The sequence below is a fragment of the Phycicoccus avicenniae genome (assembly GCF_018139485.1).
GTDB classification, from domain to species: Bacteria; Actinomycetota; Actinomycetes; order Actinomycetales; family Dermatophilaceae; genus Phycicoccus; species Phycicoccus avicenniae.
The window spans coordinates 41,112-56,705 of the sequence record NZ_JAGSNF010000010.1 but is presented as its reverse complement, the minus strand read 5'-3'; the positions used below and the strand labels follow the sequence as shown (position 1 = coordinate 56,705).

The window sequence follows — 15,594 nt, the reverse complement described above, 5'->3', positions numbered from 1 at the left end:
GGGACGGGACGAAGGAGGTGGGACCGTGGCGGGACGCAAGCTGGTCATCGTCGAGTCCCCGGCGAAGGCGAAGACCATCGCGGGGTACCTGGGGTCGGACTGGGACGTCGAGGCGTCGGTGGGGCACATCCGGGACATCCCGACCCCCAGCGAGATGCCGGCCGACGTCAAGAAGGGCCCGTTCGGCAAGTTCGGCGTCAACGTCGACGACGACTTCGACCCGTACTACGTCGTCGACGCCGACAAGAAGAAGAAGGTCCGCGAGCTCAAGGCGCTGCTCAAGGACGCCGACGAGCTCTACCTCGCGACGGATGAGGACCGCGAGGGCGAGGCCATCGCGTGGCACCTCTTCGAGACCCTCAAGCCGAAGATCCCGGTCAAGCGGATGGTCTTCCACGAGATCACCCGCGAGGCGATCCAGCGCGCCTCGAACCAGACCCGCGACATCAACGTCGCCCTCGTCGACGCCCAGGAGACCCGGCGCATCCTCGACCGGCTCTACGGCTACGAGGTGAGCCCGGTCCTGTGGCGCAAGGTCAAGGCCGGGCTGTCCGCCGGGCGCGTCCAGTCCGTCGCCACCCGCCTCGTCGTCGAGCGCGAGCGCGAGCGGATGGCGTTCGTGCGGGCCTCGTACTGGGACGTCGACGCCGACCTCACCCCCGGCGCCGACGAGGACCTGTTCACCGCCCGCCTCACCGGCGTCGACGGCAAGAAGGTCGCGACCGGACGCGACTTCGCCGACGACGGCAGCCTCAAGAGCGCCAAGACCACCCGCCTCGACGAGGCCACGGCGACGGGCATCGCCGAGGCCCTCGGCCGGGTCCGGGCGACCGTCTCCGAGGTGAGCGAGAAGCCGTACACCCGCCGCCCGAGCGCCCCCTTCACGACGAGCACCCTGCAGCAGGAGGCCTCCCGCAAGCTCGGCCTCAACAGCCGGAACGCGATGCGGGTCGCCCAGCGGCTCTACGAGAACGGCTACATCACGTACATGCGGACCGACAGCATCGCGCTGTCCGACACCGCCCTGTCCGCGGCCCGCAGCCAGGCCCGCGACATGTACGGCGCCGAGTCCGTCCCCGACGCCCCGCGCCGCTACGAGAAGAAGGTCAAGAACGCCCAGGAGGCGCACGAGGCGATCCGCCCCGCCGGCGACCGCTTCCGCACGCCGAAGCAGGTCGAGGGCGAGCTGCGCGGCGAGGAGTACCGCCTCTACGACCTCATCTGGAAGCGGACCGTCGCCTCGCAGATGGCCGACGCCCGCGGGTCCACCGCCTCCGTGCGGCTCACCGCGACGCTGCCCGACGGCGCGCCCGCCCGCGAGGTCGAGCTGTCCGCCAGCGGCACCGTCATCACCTTCCGCGGCTTCCTCGCCGCCTACGAGGAGGGCCGCGACGCCCCCCGCCGCGACGACGAGGAGCGCCGCCTGCCGAAGCTCGGCGCCGGCCGCGAGCTCGACGTGCGCCGGGCCGAGGCCAACGGCCACGAGACCTCGCCGCCGGCCCGCTACACCGAGGCGACGCTCGTCAAGGCGATGGAGGAGCGCGGCATCGGCCGCCCGTCGACCTACGCGTCGACCATCGGCACGATCCAGGACCGCGGCTACGTGAGCGCCAAGGGCAGCGCCCTCGTGCCGTCCTGGCTCGCGTTCGCCGTGACCCGGCTCATGGAGGAGCACTTCGGCCGGCTCGTCGACTACGACTTCACGGCGACGATGGAGGAGGACCTCGACGCCATCGCCCGCGGCGACGAGCAGCGCGCGGTCTGGCTCAAGCGGTTCTACTTCGGCGACGAGGCGACCTCCGCCGAGGGGCTGCGCTCGCTCGTCGAGGACCTCGGCGACATCGACGCCCGGGCGATCTCCACGATCGAGATCGGCGACGGCGTCGTCGTCCGCGTCGGGCGCTACGGCCCGTACGTCGAGGAGACCGTGCCCGCCGGCATCGACCCGAGGACCGGCGAGGTCACCGACGAGAAGGCCGCGGCGTCCGGGGAGACCCAGCCCCGCCGCGCGTCGATCACCGACGACGTCCCGCCGGACGAGCTGACCCCGGCGATGGCGCGCGAGCTGCTCGACCAGGCCGCCGACGACGGGCGCGTCCTCGGCCAGGAGCCGGGGACCGGCCGCGACATCGTCGCCAAGGCCGGGCGGTACGGCCCCTACGTCACCGAGGTGATCCCCGAGGAGGAGCAGGGCAAGGGCAAGAACAAGGTCAAGCCGCGGACCGCGTCCCTCTTCAAGGACATGGACCTCGCGACGATCGAGCTGGACACCGCGCTGCGTCTGCTGTCCCTGCCGCGGGTCGTCGGCACCGACCCCGAGTCCGGCGACGACATCACCGCCCAGAACGGACGGTACGGGCCCTACCTCAAGAAGGGGACCGACTCACGGTCGCTGACGAGCGAGCAGCAGCTCTTCGACATCACGCTCGAGGAGGCGCTCGCGGTCTACGCCCAGCCGAAGCAGCGCGGCCGGGCGGCGGCGAAGCCGCCGCTCGCCGAGCTCGGCACCGACCCGGTGTCCGGCAAGCCCGTCGTCGTCAAGGACGGCCGGTTCGGGCCCTACGTCACCGACGGCGAGACGAACGCGACGCTGCGCAAGGACGACGACCCCGAGAAGATCAGCGCCGAGCGCGGCTTCGAGCTGCTCGCGGACAAGCGGGCCAGGGGACCGGCGAAGAAGGGCGGCCGGAAGAAGACCGCGGCGAAGAAGACGACGAAGAAGGCATCGGGGACGAAGAAGACCGCGACGAAGACGGCCGCGAAGAAGACGTCGACGACGAAGGCCGCCGCGAGGAAGTGACGGTCCGGTGCTCGCCGGCCCGCCGGCGACGAGCGGGGCTCGGGGTGGGCGGTCGCCGCGTCGGTGGGACGACGTAGCGTGGCGGCATGGCCATCGTCACGAGCCCCGGCTTCGCCCACGTCCGTCTCACCGTCACCGACATCGACCGGTCCGTCGCCTTCTACGACCGGGTCTTCGGCTGGCCCAAGGCGATCGACGCCCGCGAGTACGGCGGTGACCCCGGCATCGAGGCCTCACCCGAGAAGTTCTACGCCGGGGTCGTCTACGAGCTGCCGCAGGGCACGCTCCTCGGCCTGCGGCCCGTCGGCGACGAGGCGTTCCGCGCCGAGCGCACCGGCCTCGACCACGTGAGCTTCGCCGTCGAGTCCCGCGCCGACCTGGACGCCGCCGCCGAGGCGCTCACCGACGCCGGCGTCGACCACGGCGAGGTCGTCGAGCTCACCGAGGCGGGCATGGCCATCCTGTCGGTCCAGGACCCGGACGACATCAACCTCGAGCTCACCAGCCCGCTCTGAGGCCGCCGACGCACCGGGCTTGACCCTCACGCCGCGTGAGGCCGGATCGTGGGTGACATGACCACGACGACACCGCACACTGACCGGGTGGAGCTGACCGTCGGACAGGTCGCCGAGACCTTCGGCGTCACGGTGCGCACGCTGCACCACTACGACGCCGTCGGCCTCGTCGTCCCGTCCGCGCGGACCGCCGCGGGGTACCGGCTCTACACGTCGGCGGACCTCAGCCGGCTCGCCACGGTCGTCACGTACCGCCGGCTCGACCTGCCCCTCGAGAAGGTGCGGGCGCTGCTCGACGGCGACGGGACGCCCGCGGAGCACCTGCGGCGGCAGCGCGACGTGGTCGTGTCCCGGCTGGGCGAGCTCACCGATCTCGTCGCGGCCATCGACCGAGCACTGGAGCGAGAGATGAACGAGCAGCCGGCCACCCGCGAGGACCTCGAGGAGATCTTCGGCGACGGCTTCAGCGACGAGTACCGCGAGGAGGCGCAGGAGCGCTGGGGCGACACCGACGCGTGGCGGCAGTCCGCGGCCCGCACCGAGCGGTACACGAAGGACGACTGGACGCAGGTCAAGGAGGAGGCGGACGCGCTGAACGCCGCCTTCGTCGCCGCGCTCGAGGCCGGGGAGCCGCCGACGTCGGAGCGGGCCATGGACGCCGCCGAGGCACATCGGGAGCACATCGAGCGCCGCTTCTACGACCTCGACCACGCCTTCCACCGGAACCTCGCCGACCTGTACGTCGACGACCCGCGGTTCACCGCGACGTACGAGGACCTCGCCCCCGGGCTCGCGCGCTACGTCCGCGACGCCGTCCACGCCAACGCCGACCGGCACGAAGGGGACTGAGCCGCACGACCGGGTGCGAGGGTGGGGTGATGACGTTCACGACGCGCCCCACCCTCGAGGGCACCTTCGGGATGGTCTCCTCGACCCACTGGCTGGCCTCCCAGGTGGGGATGCGCCTCCTCGAGCGCGGCGGGAACGCGGTCGACGCTGCCGCCGCCGCCGGTTTCGTCCTCCACGTCGTCGAACCCCACCTCAACGGCCCGGGCGGCGACATGCCGCTCCTGCTCGTCACGGCCGACGACCCCACCCCGCGGGTCCTGTGCGGTCAGGGACCGGCCCCGGCCGCCGCGACCGCGGACCACTACCGGGACCTCGGGTTCGACCTCGTGCCGGGCTCCGGTCCGCTCGCGGCCGCCGTCCCGGGCGCCGTCGACGCGTGGCTCGTCCTCCTGCGCGACCACGGGACGATGCCGCTGCGGGAGGTCCTCGAGCCCGCGGTGCACTACGCCCGCCACGGCTACCCGGTCCTCGAGCGGGTGAGCGCCACCGTCGAGCGGGTCGCGGACCTCTTCACCGAGGACTGGACGACCTCGGCCGACCTCTGGCTCGACGCCGGCCGGGCGCCCCGGCCCGGGAGCCTGCACCGCAACCCCGCGTGGGCCGACACCCTCGAGCGGCTCCTCACCGAGGCGGAGGCCGCCGGCGGTGACCCGGCGTCCCAGGCCGAGGCCGCCCGGCGGGCGTGGTCCCAGGGCTTCGTCGCCGAGGCCGTCGACGCCTTCTCCGCGCGCGCCTTCCGGGACTCCAGCGGCGAGCGGCACGCGGGTCTCGTCACCGGGGCCGACCTCGCCGCGTTCGAGTCGACGTGGGAGCCGGCGGTCACCCGGGAGTGGCACGGCCACACGGTCTGCAAGACGGGTCCGTGGGGACAGGGGCCGGGGCTGCTCCAGACCCTCGCCGTCCTCGACGCGCTCGCCCCGGGGGAGGTGCCCGACCCGGCGACCGACGACGGCATCCACCTCGTCGCGGAGACGATGAAGCTGTCGTTCGCCGACCGGGAGGCCTGGTACGGGGACTCGGACGAGGTGCCACTCGCGACCCTCCTGTCGGACGGCTACGCCCGCGAGCGGGCGGCCCTCGTCGGGGAGCGTGCGTCCCACGACCTGCGCCCCGGGTCGCCGGACGGACGGGCGCCCCGTCTGGCCGCGCACGTCGTCGGCGGCGGGCCCGCCGTCGCGGGGGACGCGACGACCGGTGAGCCCACGGTCGACGCCCGGGGCACGACGCGCGGGGACACCTGCCACGTCGACGTCGTCGACCGCTGGGGGACGATGGTCTCGGCCACGCCGAGCGGGGGCTGGCTGCAGAGCGCGCCGACGATCCCGGAGCTCGGCTTCTGCCTCGGCAGCCGGATGCAGATGTTCTGGCTCGACGAGGGTCTGCCCTCCTCGCTCGTCCCGGGCCGGCGGCCTCGCACGACGCTCACCCCGACCCTCGTGCTGCGGGACGGGCGGCCGTACCTCGCGTGCGGCTCGCCCGGTGGCGACCAGCAGGACCAGTGGCAGCTGCTCCTGCTGCTGCGTCACCTCGGGCTCGGGATGCCGCTCCAGGAGGCGATCGACGCCCCGGCGTGGCACACGACGAGCTTTCCCGGGTCGTTCTGGCCGCGCGGGAGCGAGCCGGGGGTCCTCGTCGTCGAGGACCGGGTGCCGGCCGACGTGCGCGACGACCTGTCCGCCCGGGGGCACGACGTGCGGGTCGCCGGCGGCTGGAGCCTCGGCCGGCTCTGCGCGGTGAGCCGCGACCCCGACGGGATGCTGCGGGCAGGCGCCAACCCCCGGGGAGCGCAGGGGTACGCGGTCGGCCGCTGAGCGCCCCGTCGACGGCCTCGCTCCGGGGTGACGGACCGCTGGCCTAGGCTCGGGCGGGTGAGCGCACGGGACGGGGTCTTCATCGCCTTCGAGGGCGGCGACGGGGCGGGCAAGTCCACCCAGGTGCACCTCCTCGCGGACGCCCTGCGCGCCCGCGGGCGCGAGGTCCTCGTCACCCGGCAGCCCGGGGGCACCGACCTCGGCGCCGCGATCCGCGACCTCGTCCTGCACGGCGACCACGTCTCGCCCCGCGCCGAGGCGCTGCTCTTCGCCGCCGACAAGGCCCACCACGTCGACCTCGTCCTCCGGCCGGCGCTCGAGGCCGGGCAGGTCGTCGTCACCGACCGGTACACCGACTCCTCCGTGGCCTACCAGGGCGCCGGACGCGACCTCGGCGCGGGCGAGGTCCACGACCTGCAGATGTGGGCCGTGGGCTCCCTCGTCCCCGACCTCACCGTCGTCGTCGACGTCGACCCGCAGGAGGGGCGCCGCCGCCGGGGCGACACCCACGACCGGCTCGAGTCCGAGGCCGACGCCTTCCACGCGGCCATCCGCGAGCACTTCCTCGCGATGGCGCGGGGCAACCCGCAGCGCTACCTCGTCGTCGACGGCACCGCCCCGCCCGAGGACGTCCACGCCCAGGTGCTCGCCGCCCTCGACCGGGTCACCGCGACGGACCACCCGGGGGAGGCGCCGTGAGCGTCTGGCGCGACGTCATCGGCCAGGAGCGGGCCGTCGAGACCCTCGAGCGCGCCGTCCGCGAGCCGGCGGCCATGACCCACGCCTGGCTCTTCACCGGGCCCCCCGGCTCCGGCCGGTCGGTCGCCGCCCGCGCCTTCGCCGCCGCCCTCCAGTGCCCCACGGGCGGGTGCGGCGAGTGCCGGGAGTGCCGCACCGCGCTCGACGCGAGCCACGCCGACGTCGACGTCATCGCCACCGAGGGGCTGTCGATCAAGGTCGAGCAGGCCCGTGACCTCGTCGGGCTCGCCGCCCACCGCCCGTCGGTCGGCCGCTACCGGGTCATCGTCGTCGAGGACGCCGACCGGCTCACCGAGCGGGCCGCCGACGCCCTCCTCAAGGCGCTCGAGGAGCCGACCGAGCGGACCGTGTGGATGCTCTGCGCCCCCTCGGTCGAGGACGTCGTCATCACCATCCGGTCGCGCTCGCGGCACGTGCGGCTGCGGACGCCGTCCGTCGAGGCCGTCGCCGACCTGCTGACCCGGCGCGACGGCATCGACCACGCGATGGCCCTCTACGCCGCGCGGGCGGCGCAGTCGCACGTCGGCCTGGCCCGGCGCCTGGCCCGGGACGAGCACGCCCGGATCCGCCGTCACGACGTCATCACGCTGCCCACGAAGCTCACCTCGGTGGGCGAGTGCCTCGGGGCGGCCGCCGACATCGTCGACATCGCGAAGGCCGAGGCCGAGGCCGCCTCCGGCGAGCGGGACGCCGCCGAGCGCGAGCGCCTCATGGAGCTCCTCGGGGCCGACCCCACCGCCCGCACCCAGCCGCCGCACATCCGCTCGCAGATCTCCTCGCTCGAACGGGACCAGAAGGCCCGGGCCACCCGGTTCACCCGGGACGTCGTCGACCGGGCCCTCGTCGACCTGCTGTCGGTCTACCGCGACGCGCTCGTCCTGCGGACCGGGGCTGGCAGCGCCCTCGTCAACGAGGACAGCCGCCAGGTCGTCTCGCGCGTCGCCGAGGTGTTCCCCGCCGACCGGCTGCTCACGTGTCTCGACGCCATCGGCACCGCCCGCGACCGGATCCAGGCGAACGTCGCCCCGCTGCTCGCGATCGAGGCGATGGCCCTCGACCTCCGGCTGCCGGCGCGCTGAGCGTCACCAGGTCCCGAGGTCCGGTGGCCGGGGACGGGAGGCGCGGTCCGCGTCGGGCTCGGGCACCTTCTCCCCGCGGGCCAGCGCCGCGGCACCGCGTTCGGCGGCCTCGCGCTCCTGCGGCGACAGCTCGTCGAGCCGCTGCATCCCGCGCCGCACGAGCGGTTCCATGAAGCGGTCGAAGCCGTCGTCCCGGGCCAGGTCGCGCAGCGAGGCGCGCCCGGCGAGGACGTCGTCGATCCGCCGCCGGACCGCCGGGTCGTCCGCACGCTCGCGCAGCATCTCCATCGACCGGCGTAGGTGCCGCTGCACCTCGTCGGGCAGGGGTGCCCCGGGCAGCAGCGGCCCGTCGCCGCCGGGTCCGTCGGCGCCGGCGTCGCGCGGGTCGCGGGTGTCGCTCATCCGCCGACCACCCGGTTGTCGAACGACGCCGGGACCGTCACCTCGTGCCAGTCGCCCGCCGACCCGAGGAGGCCGAGGACGACGTCGGAGAACACGTCGACGAAGGTCATCGCACCCTTGATGGTCGTGATGATCAGCTGGATGGTCTCGACGATCCGGGTGATGCCGTAGAACGTCGCGGCGGTGCCGATGGCCGCTCCGATGAGCGTCCAGGACCCCGCGACCGTCGCGGCCGCGCTGACGCCCGCGGCGATGAGGAGGTCGATGAGCGTCTCGACGAGGGTGCCGACGTCCTTGGCCACGCCGTACACCCCGTCGGCGACGTCGTCGTACCCCTTCGCGGCGATCTCGAGCTTGTTGGCGGCGTCCTGCAGGGACGCGGCGACGTCGAGGAAGTAGTCGGCCGCCTCCTCGGCGGCCCGGCCGTCCCAGACGCGGTCGGCCGCGTCGGCGTACACCGTCACGCCCCGCTCGACGGACTCGACGTAGCCCTTGAGGTTGCGCATCGCGGCCGCGGCCACGGCGACGTGCTCCCAGTCACCGACGAGCCACTCCTGCACCTGCTGTTGCAGGTCGAAGCTGCCGTCCGCCTTGTCGAGGGCGACGAGTGCCCAGTGGCCGAGCGAGAACCAGCTCGCCATGTTGAGCGCGGCGTCGAAGGTCGTCGGCACCGGGTTCCTCGGGACCGGCTCCATGAGCCACCCCGTCGGGTCGGCGACCCCACCGCCTCCTCTGCCTCCTGCGTGCTGCACGGCGACCTCAGTCCTTCCAGTAGTTGCGGTCGAGGCGGCGGGAGGCACGCTCGTCGAGCCGCTCGTAGCGGTCGGCGGAGGCGACGAGCTCCGCTCCCGACCCGTGCAGCGAGCGCTGGATGTCCTCCATGAGGTCGCGCACGCCGGTGTCCATCCCGGTCGTCACGTCGACGAAGCGCTCGATGACGGCGCCACCGGAGGGGTCGAAGTCGACGTGCGTCGACGCGTAGGTCGCGGCCTCCCCACCCGTCGACCCCAGGTCGCGCAGCTGCCGCCCGACCTTCCTCAGCTCGCCGACCTCGACCCGGAAGCGTTCGGGGTCGCTGCCCGTCGTCCGGTCGCCGATGTGTCCCATGCGTGTCTCCTCCTCGTCGTTCCCCGGCCCAGCCTCCGGCAGCGGGGCCGAGGCCGCAACGGGGAGCACTCCCCGGGAGCGGTGTCCGGGCGCGGGACGGCCGTGGATCGCTGCCGGATCGTGACCGTGTGCGGTCGGGGTCGCGCAGGTGCCTCGCCTATCGTCCTGGGCATGACCTCGCGCCGCCTCGTCGCCGTCGTCGGTTCCGTCGTCGTGGGGCTGGTGCTCTCCGGCTGCTCGGTCGTCGACGACGTCCGGGACCGCGTCCAGGGGCGCCCCGACGTCACGGTGACGCCGCAGGCGCCACCGACCGGTCAGGAGGCGCTCGAGCAGTTCTACTCCCAGTCCCTCGACTGGTCCGACTGCTCGGGGGCCGAGTGCGCGACGATGACGGTGCCCATCGACTACGAGAACCCGTCCGGCGCCACGATCGACATCGCGCTGCTGCGCGTGCCCGCGGGTCGGTCCTCCCAGCGGGTCGGCTCCCTCGTCGTCAACCCCGGGGGTCCGGGGGGCTCGGGCGTCGAGTACGCGCGCGCCGCGGACTTCATCGTCGGGCCCGACGTGCGGGCCGCCTACGACGTCGTCGGGTTCGACCCCCGCGGGGTGGGGCGCTCCGCCCCGATCGACTGCGTCACCGACGCCGGTCTCGACGACTTCCTCGGGTCCGACCCGACCCCCGACGACACCGCCGAGGAGGAGGCGTTCGCCGCCGGGTCCGCCGACTTCGCGCGCTCCTGCGGGAGCACCGCCGGCCCCCTCCTGCCGTTCGTCTCGACGCGGGACGCGGCGCGCGACATGGACGTCCTGCGCGCCCTGCTCGGCGAGGAGAAGCTCACCTACCTCGGCAAGTCCTACGGGACCTACCTCGGGGCGACGTACGCCGACCTGTTCCCCGAGCAGGTCGGTCGGTTCGTCCTCGACGGGGTCGTCGCCCCCGACCTCACCTCGGACGAGATCAACCTCGGGCAGGCGCGCGGGTTCGAGCGGGCGACGACGGAGTGGGCGGCCTACTGCGTCGCCGAGGGCGACTGCCCGCTGGGCACCTCCCGCGAGGAGGTCATGGACAACCTCCGGGCGTTCCTCGACGACGTCGACGCGGACCCGCTGGGGCGCACCGGTGACGGCGCCGTCCCGGAGCTCACCGAGGGGTGGGCCTCCCTCGGCATCGCGGCCGCGATGTACGACCAGGGATCGTGGCGGATCCTCGTCGACGCGATGGGCCAGGCCCTCGACGGCGACGGCACCGGTCTCATGCAGCTCGCGGACCAGTACGCCGACCGCAACCCGGGCGGCGGGTACGCGGGCAACATCATGGAGGTCATCTACGCCGTCAACTGCCTCGACAAGCCCGAGTCGGACAGCGTCGAGGAGCACCGCCGGCTCGCGGACGAGGCCGAGGAGGCGGCGCCGACGTGGGGGCGCTACCTCATGTGGAGCTCGATGCCCTGCGGCTACTGGCCGGTCCCGCCGACGGGCGAGCCGCAGGAGATCTCCGCGACCGGGGCCGACCCGATCGTCGTCATCGGCACGACCCGTGACCCGGCGACGCCGTACGAGTGGGCCGTGCAGCTGCGGGACCAGCTCGACGACGCCGCACTCATCAGCTTCGACGGCGACGGCCACACCGCGTACACCCGCTCCAACGCGTGCGTCGACGACGCCGTGGACGCCTACTACCTCGAGGGCACCGTGCCGGAGGACGGGCTCACCTGCTGAACCGGGGCCCGGCCGCGGACCCGGGCCGGTGGCGGATTCGCGGCGGGGCGCACCGGCTGCCTATACTCGTCCGCGCGCCCTCGGGTGCACGCCGCCTTAGCTCAGTCGGCCAGAGCGATTCACTCGTAATGAATAGGTCGTCGGTTCGATTCCGACAGGCGGCTCCACGCGCAAGGCCCCCTCGACCCGAGGGGGCCTTCGTCGTGTCCGCAGCAAGGACGCACGCGGTGGTCCGGCTGACGGGGACGGTAGCCGGTCAGGCACCCAGGCCAAGGGCGGCCCGAACCCCCGCGGCATAGACGGTCGGATCCTCCCACGCGCCGAAGTGACCGCCGCGCGACGGCTCGTCCCATCCGTGCACGTCGAACGTGCGCTCGACCAGCGACCGTGGTGGAGCCGGGACGAGATCCTTCGGGAAGAAGGTGAAGACCGCGGGAACGTCCACCCTGGTGGGCGCGAGACGCGGCTGGACGTAGGGCGAGAACGACGAGCCGATCGTGTTCGTCACCCAGTAAGCGGTGACCCAGGTCAAGACCTCCTCGTCGGTGAAGGACGTCTCGAAGTCATCGGTCCACGCTTGCAGCTTCTCGAGCATCCAGGCCAACAGGCCGCTGGGGGAGTCGGCAAGGGCGGGCGCCAGGGTGTGCGGCTTCGTGGACTGCTGGTGCATGTACCCGCCCTCCGAGGCATACCAGCGACTCATCTGCTCGACGAAGGCGTGTTCGTCCCCGGTCAGATCGCGCGGTTCGATCGCCTGCACGCGTGCGGACGAGATGTCGGTCAGGTGGAGGCCGGCGACCCGGTCACGATCACGGACCGCGAGGGCCTCGGCGACGTTGGACCCGATGTCGCCCCCGGACACGACGTAGCGGTCGTACCCGAGGTCGGCCATGGCGCGAGCGACCGCATCACCCATCTCGGCCGTCGCCATCCCCTGCGCAGGGGAGGAGAACGGGTAGCCGGGTAACGCCGGCACCACGAGATGAGCATCGGTCAGCAGGGGCAGGACACGCTCGAAGCGCAGCACACTGTCGGGCCAGCCGTGCAGCAGCACGACGACCGGCGCCTCAGCGTCGGCCGCGCGCTGGTGGATCACGCGCATGCCACCCGCTCGGACCCACGGCAACGCGCGGATACGTGCCTCGTGCGACCTCCAGTCGAACCGCTCGGCCCACTCGACGACCAGCTCGCCCAGACGACCGGCGCACGTCCCGCGCCCCCATCCCTGGACGTCCGGCAGCGCCGGAGCCCGGAAGGCGCGCAGGCGCTGCCGCAGGTCCTTCAGGACCTCGTCGTCCACCGGCTGCGGCGCGTCAGTCATGTCCGAACGCTATCGGGGGCGACGCCCGACGGCGATCTCCTCGTGCGGTATGCCGCCCACGAGCCGCCGACGTCCGGGGTGGTCCCGCGCTGCGTGACGGGCCCGGTCCTGCTGCGGTCCGCCGGTCCCTGTTGACCCGCACGGCGCGGGGGTCCACTGCGCGCGGTGTTCTAGCCTGACGGGATGAGCGAGCCGGTCGTCGAGGTCGTCGGGGTCTACAACGCGGACGGAGGGGTGCTGGGGGAGATCGCCTACGTCCTCGGCCACGCGATGGGCAGCACCGACTGCTCGCTGTGCGACGTCACCCACGGGGGCATCCGCAGGCGCCCGGCCTGGGACGAGATGGTCGGCCGCCTCCCGGTCCCGGTGCGGCTGGCCCACCGCAACGAGACGACGGAGGGCGAGAAGGACCTCATCGAGGCCACCGGCCTCCCGGTGCTCATCGGCAAGCGGCGGGACGGCTCGCTCACGACCCTCGTGCCACCGCTGACGATCGCCGCGGCCGAGGGCTCGGTCGACGCGCTCGAGGCCTCGATCCGCGAGGCCCTCGACGACGAGGGGGCGGTGTGAGCCGGCCCCGGCCGCAGCGCCCCGGCCCCGGCCAGGAGTCGGTGTGGGACTACCCGCGGCCGCCGGCCGTCGACGCGAGCCGGGAGTCGGTCGAGGTGTGGCTCGGCGGGCAACGGGTCGCGGCGTCCACCCGCACGCTGCGCGTGCTCGAGACGAGCCACCCGCCGACGTACTACCTGCCCCTCGCCGACGTCGCCCCCGGCGCCCTGCGCCCGGTCGACGGGACGACGTTCTGCGAGTGGAAGGGCGAGGCCGCGTACTTCGACCTCGTCGCCGGTGACGCCGTGGCCCCGCGGGCGGCGTGGACCTACCCGCACCCGACCCGGGGCTTCGAGGTGCTGCTCGACCACGTCGCGGTCATGCCGGGCGCCGTCGAGCGCTGCGTCGTCGACGACGAGGTCGTGCAGCCGCAGGCCGGAGGCTTCTACGGCGGCTGGGTGACCAGCCGGGTCGTCGGCCCGTTCAAGGGCGAGCCCGGCACCTGGGGCTGGTGACCGGGAGCCCCCGACGTCAGTCGTCGCTGAGCGGGTTGTCCTTCGTCGCCACCGCGTCCCGCGCCTTCTGCGAGGCCTCGGCGATCTCGTCGGGGCTGTGCGCGGAGTCCTCGGAGCCGTTGAGGTGCTCGTCGTGGGCCGGCCAGCGCCACCGCGCCGTCGTCAGCCCGGCGGCCTTGGCCCGCTCGAGCGCCTCCTCGACGCACTTCTCGGCCTCCTCGCGGCCGGCCCAGTGGGCGCCCTCGACCGACTTGCCCGGCTCGAGGTCCTTGTAGGTCTCGAAGAAGTGCTGGATCTCGAGCTGGTCGAACTCGGTGATGTCGCTCAGCTCGGCGACGTGTGCCTTGCGCGGGTCGCCGGCCGGGATGCAGAGGATCTTGTCGTCGCCGCCGGCCTCGTCGCGCATGTGGAACATCCCGATGGGGCGGGCGCGGACGATGCAGCCGGGGAAGGTCGGCTCGTCGAGGAGGACGAGCGCGTCGAGCGGGTCGCCGTCCTCACCGAGGGAGTCCTCGATGTAGCCGTAGTCCGAGGGGTAGGCCATCGAGGTGAAGAGCATCCGGTCGAGCCGGATGCGTCCCGTCGAGTGGTCGACCTCGTACTTGTTCTTCTGACCCTTGGGGATCTCGATGGTGACGTCGAACTCCACGGTGGACCGCTCCCTCTGCTCCTGTGACCTACCCTGCACAGTCTGGCCCATCGACCACGACGACGACGAAGGGAGCCGGGGTGAGACGTGTCATGGTCGCGTCCGCGACCGGCGTCCTCCTCGTCGCCGCGGGGGGCTACGCGGCCGCCGACGTGTACGACGTCGTCCCCGGGGTCCTGACCCGCGACACCGCAGCCCCGGCGCCCACCGCCACCCCGACCGGCAGCCCGCCGCCGTGGGCCCTCCCGGCATCGGCCGACCCCGGCGACCTCCTCACGTCCGACGGCGCCGACGCCCCCGTGCCCACCGCCGACGGCCTCGCGGAGGCGGTCGCGTCCGCCTCCGACGACCCGGCGCTCGAGCGCGACCTGGGGGTGAGCATCCGTGACGGCGTCACGGGCGAGCAGCTCTACGGGCTCGACGCCGACATCCCCCGGGTGCCCGCCTCGACGGCCAAGCTGCTCGCGGCCACGGCGGTCGCCGACACCCTCGACCTCGACGCCCGGATCCCGACGACGGTCCTCGTGGCGCCCGGCGCGCGCGACCTCGTGCTCGTCGTGGCCGGCGACACCCTCCTCGACCCCGGGGCGGGGGACGAGGACGCCGTCGCCGGACGCGCGGGGCTCGCCGACCTCGCGGCGCAGGTCGCGGACGCCCTGGGCGAGCGCACCGACGTCCGGCTGCGGCTCGACCTGTCCTTCGCCCCCGGCCCGCTCGTCCCGCCGACGTGGAACCCGAACGACGTCCGGGACGGGTTCGCCGGGCCCGTCGCGATGACCGGCCTCGCGACCCAGCGCGCGGCGGTCGGCGACCCGGCCGCCGCCGACCCCCCGGCCGAGGTCGCCCGTGCCTTCGTCGCCCGGCTCGCGGACGAGGGTGTCACCGCCCGGCTCCGCTTCCGGGACACCTGGACCCGCCCCGCCCCGGACGCCGCGACCGAGGTCGGCCGGGTCGAGTCCGCCACGGTCGCGGCCCTCCTCGACCGGGCCCTCGACCTCAGCGACAACGCCCTCACCGAGTCCCTCGTCCGGCGTGCCGCCGCGACGGCCGGACGGGACACGAGCGACCCCCGCTCGACCCCACGGTTCGTCCGCGATCGGCTCGAGGCGGACGCGGTCCCCGTCGACGGGATGGTCCTGCACGACGCGAGCGGGCTGAGCCCGGACCAGGCCGTGAGCCCCGCGACCCTGTCGGCCGTCCTCGTCCGGGCGGTCACGGGGGAGTCGGACCCGCTCCGCCTCGTGATCGCCGACCTGCCCGTGTCCGGGCTCACCGGGACGCTCGCCGGGCGCTTCGAGGACGACGAGGACGTCCTCGGGGTACCGCGGGCCAAGACGGGGACCCTGCGGGCCGGGTCCTCCCTCGCCGGGACGACCGTCACCACGGACGGCCGCCCGCTCGTCGTCGTCGTCCAGAGCGAGGGCTTCCCCCGGACCTTCGAGGGCACGGCGCGGGCCCGCGAGGCGCTCGACGCGGTCGTCGCCGCCGTGACGCGCTGCGGCTGCCGGTGACGAGGACC

At 73.8% G+C, this 15,594-nt stretch carries 15 protein-coding genes and 1 tRNA gene; 11 read left to right on the top strand and 5 right to left on the bottom strand.

Going from position 1 to position 15,594, the window contains the following annotated elements; translation table 11 throughout:
- Positions 1–25 precede the first annotated feature (25 nt).
- The 6 genes from topA to KC207_RS08645 all read left to right on the top strand — a co-directional run bounded on the left by topA (position 26) and on the right by KC207_RS08645 (position 7,813).
- Positions 26–2,800, top strand: coding sequence for a type I DNA topoisomerase (topA, locus tag KC207_RS08670; RefSeq protein WP_437179131.1), 2,775 nt, complete (start codon positions 26–28; stop codon positions 2,798–2,800).
- Positions 2,801–2,886: 86 nt separating this feature from the next.
- Positions 2,887–3,315: a VOC family protein gene (locus KC207_RS08665; RefSeq protein WP_211602616.1), complete on the top strand. Its 429-nt coding sequence runs from the start codon at positions 2,887–2,889 to the stop codon at positions 3,313–3,315.
- 57 nt (positions 3,316–3,372) lie between these two features.
- The gene (locus tag KC207_RS08660) at positions 3,373–4,164 is read left to right on the top strand and encodes a MerR family transcriptional regulator (protein ID WP_211602615.1); all 792 of its coding nucleotides are present in this window, start codon (positions 3,373–3,375) and stop codon (positions 4,162–4,164) included.
- Between the two features lie 29 nt (positions 4,165–4,193).
- Positions 4,194–5,975 (top strand): gamma-glutamyltransferase family protein, encoded by a 1,782-nt coding sequence (locus KC207_RS08655; RefSeq protein ID WP_249138648.1) that lies wholly within the window; start codon positions 4,194–4,196, stop codon positions 5,973–5,975.
- A 57-nt stretch (positions 5,976–6,032) separates the two neighbouring features.
- A complete protein-coding gene (gene tmk, locus KC207_RS08650) occupies positions 6,033–6,674 on the top strand; it encodes a dTMP kinase (protein ID WP_211602614.1) in 642 nt (213 codons plus the stop codon).
- The gene (locus KC207_RS08645; protein WP_211602613.1) at positions 6,671–7,813 is read left to right on the top strand and encodes a DNA polymerase III subunit delta'; all 1,143 of its coding nucleotides are present in this window, start codon (positions 6,671–6,673) and stop codon (positions 7,811–7,813) included. The genes tmk and KC207_RS08645 overlap by 4 nt, the downstream gene beginning before the upstream one ends.
- A 3-nt stretch (positions 7,814–7,816) precedes the next feature.
- Here the strand turns inward: KC207_RS08645 and KC207_RS08640 are convergent, their stop codons facing one another.
- From KC207_RS08640 to KC207_RS08630, 3 genes are read right to left on the bottom strand one after another with little or no spacing between them, the layout of a single operon-like run.
- Positions 7,817–8,215 (bottom strand): hypothetical protein, encoded by a 399-nt coding sequence (locus KC207_RS08640; RefSeq protein ID WP_211602612.1) that lies wholly within the window; start codon positions 8,213–8,215, stop codon positions 7,817–7,819.
- The gene (locus tag KC207_RS08635) at positions 8,212–8,967 is read right to left on the bottom strand and encodes a hypothetical protein (protein WP_211602611.1); all 756 of its coding nucleotides are present in this window, start codon (positions 8,965–8,967) and stop codon (positions 8,212–8,214) included. The genes KC207_RS08640 and KC207_RS08635 overlap by 4 nt, the downstream gene beginning before the upstream one ends.
- A gap of 7 nt (positions 8,968–8,974) precedes the next feature.
- Positions 8,975–9,322: a type VII secretion target gene (locus tag KC207_RS08630; RefSeq protein ID WP_211602610.1), complete on the bottom strand. Its 348-nt coding sequence runs from the start codon at positions 9,320–9,322 to the stop codon at positions 8,975–8,977.
- A 171-nt stretch (positions 9,323–9,493) separates the two neighbouring features.
- Here KC207_RS08630 and KC207_RS08625 point away from each other — a divergent pair, with 171 nt between their 5' ends.
- Positions 9,494–11,041, top strand: a complete 1,548-nt coding sequence (locus tag KC207_RS08625; protein WP_211602609.1) for an alpha/beta hydrolase — start codon at positions 9,494–9,496, stop codon at positions 11,039–11,041.
- A 90-nt stretch (positions 11,042–11,131) separates the two neighbouring features.
- A tRNA-Thr gene (locus KC207_RS08620) sits at positions 11,132–11,208 on the top strand.
- 89 nt (positions 11,209–11,297) lie between these two features.
- On the opposite strand, the gene KC207_RS08615 is transcribed toward KC207_RS08620, so the two are convergent.
- Positions 11,298–12,362 carry an epoxide hydrolase family protein gene (locus KC207_RS08615; RefSeq protein ID WP_211602608.1) on the bottom strand — a complete coding sequence of 355 codons (1,065 nt, stop codon included), beginning with the start codon at positions 12,360–12,362 and terminating at the stop codon, positions 11,298–11,300.
- Positions 12,363–12,545: 183 nt separating this feature from the next.
- Between KC207_RS08615 and KC207_RS08610 the strand changes: the two genes are divergently transcribed.
- Both KC207_RS08610 and KC207_RS08605 read left to right on the top strand, forming a co-directional pair.
- Positions 12,546–12,932, top strand: a complete 387-nt coding sequence (locus KC207_RS08610) for a hypothetical protein (RefSeq protein WP_211602607.1) — start codon at positions 12,546–12,548, stop codon at positions 12,930–12,932.
- A complete protein-coding gene (locus tag KC207_RS08605; protein ID WP_211602606.1) occupies positions 12,929–13,426 on the top strand; it encodes a DUF427 domain-containing protein in 498 nt (165 codons plus the stop codon). Before KC207_RS08610 ends, KC207_RS08605 begins: the two co-directional genes overlap by 4 nt.
- A 16-nt stretch (positions 13,427–13,442) precedes the next feature.
- Here KC207_RS08605 and KC207_RS08600 read toward each other — a convergent pair whose 3' ends face one another.
- The gene (locus KC207_RS08600; RefSeq protein ID WP_211602605.1) at positions 13,443–14,075 is read right to left on the bottom strand and encodes an inorganic diphosphatase; all 633 of its coding nucleotides are present in this window, start codon (positions 14,073–14,075) and stop codon (positions 13,443–13,445) included.
- 80 nt (positions 14,076–14,155) lie between these two features.
- On the opposite strand from KC207_RS08600, the gene KC207_RS08595 reads away from it, so the two are divergent.
- On the top strand, positions 14,156–15,586 hold the full coding sequence (locus tag KC207_RS08595; protein ID WP_211602604.1) for a D-alanyl-D-alanine carboxypeptidase/D-alanyl-D-alanine-endopeptidase: 1,431 nt from the start codon (positions 14,156–14,158) through the stop codon (positions 15,584–15,586).
- Positions 15,587–15,594: the final 8 nt, after the last annotated feature.

Coding starts and splice junctions, on each gene's coding strand:
- KC207_RS08665 (WP_211602616.1), top strand. CDS start 2,887: ATGGCCATCGTCACGAGCCCCGGCTTCGCCCACGTCCGTCTCACCGTC.
- KC207_RS08660 (WP_211602615.1), top strand. CDS start 3,373: ATGACCACGACGACACCGCACACTGACCGGGTGGAGCTGACCGTCGGA.
- KC207_RS08655 (WP_249138648.1), top strand. CDS start 4,194: ATGACGTTCACGACGCGCCCCACCCTCGAGGGCACCTTCGGGATGGTC.
- KC207_RS08640 (WP_211602612.1), bottom strand. CDS start 8,215: ATGAGCGACACCCGCGACCCGCGCGACGCCGGCGCCGACGGACCCGGC.
- KC207_RS08630 (WP_211602610.1), bottom strand. CDS start 9,322: ATGGGACACATCGGCGACCGGACGACGGGCAGCGACCCCGAACGCTTC.
- KC207_RS08625 (WP_211602609.1), top strand. CDS start 9,494: ATGACCTCGCGCCGCCTCGTCGCCGTCGTCGGTTCCGTCGTCGTGGGG.
- KC207_RS08615 (WP_211602608.1), bottom strand. CDS start 12,362: ATGACTGACGCGCCGCAGCCGGTGGACGACGAGGTCCTGAAGGACCTG.
- KC207_RS08610 (WP_211602607.1), top strand. CDS start 12,546: ATGAGCGAGCCGGTCGTCGAGGTCGTCGGGGTCTACAACGCGGACGGA.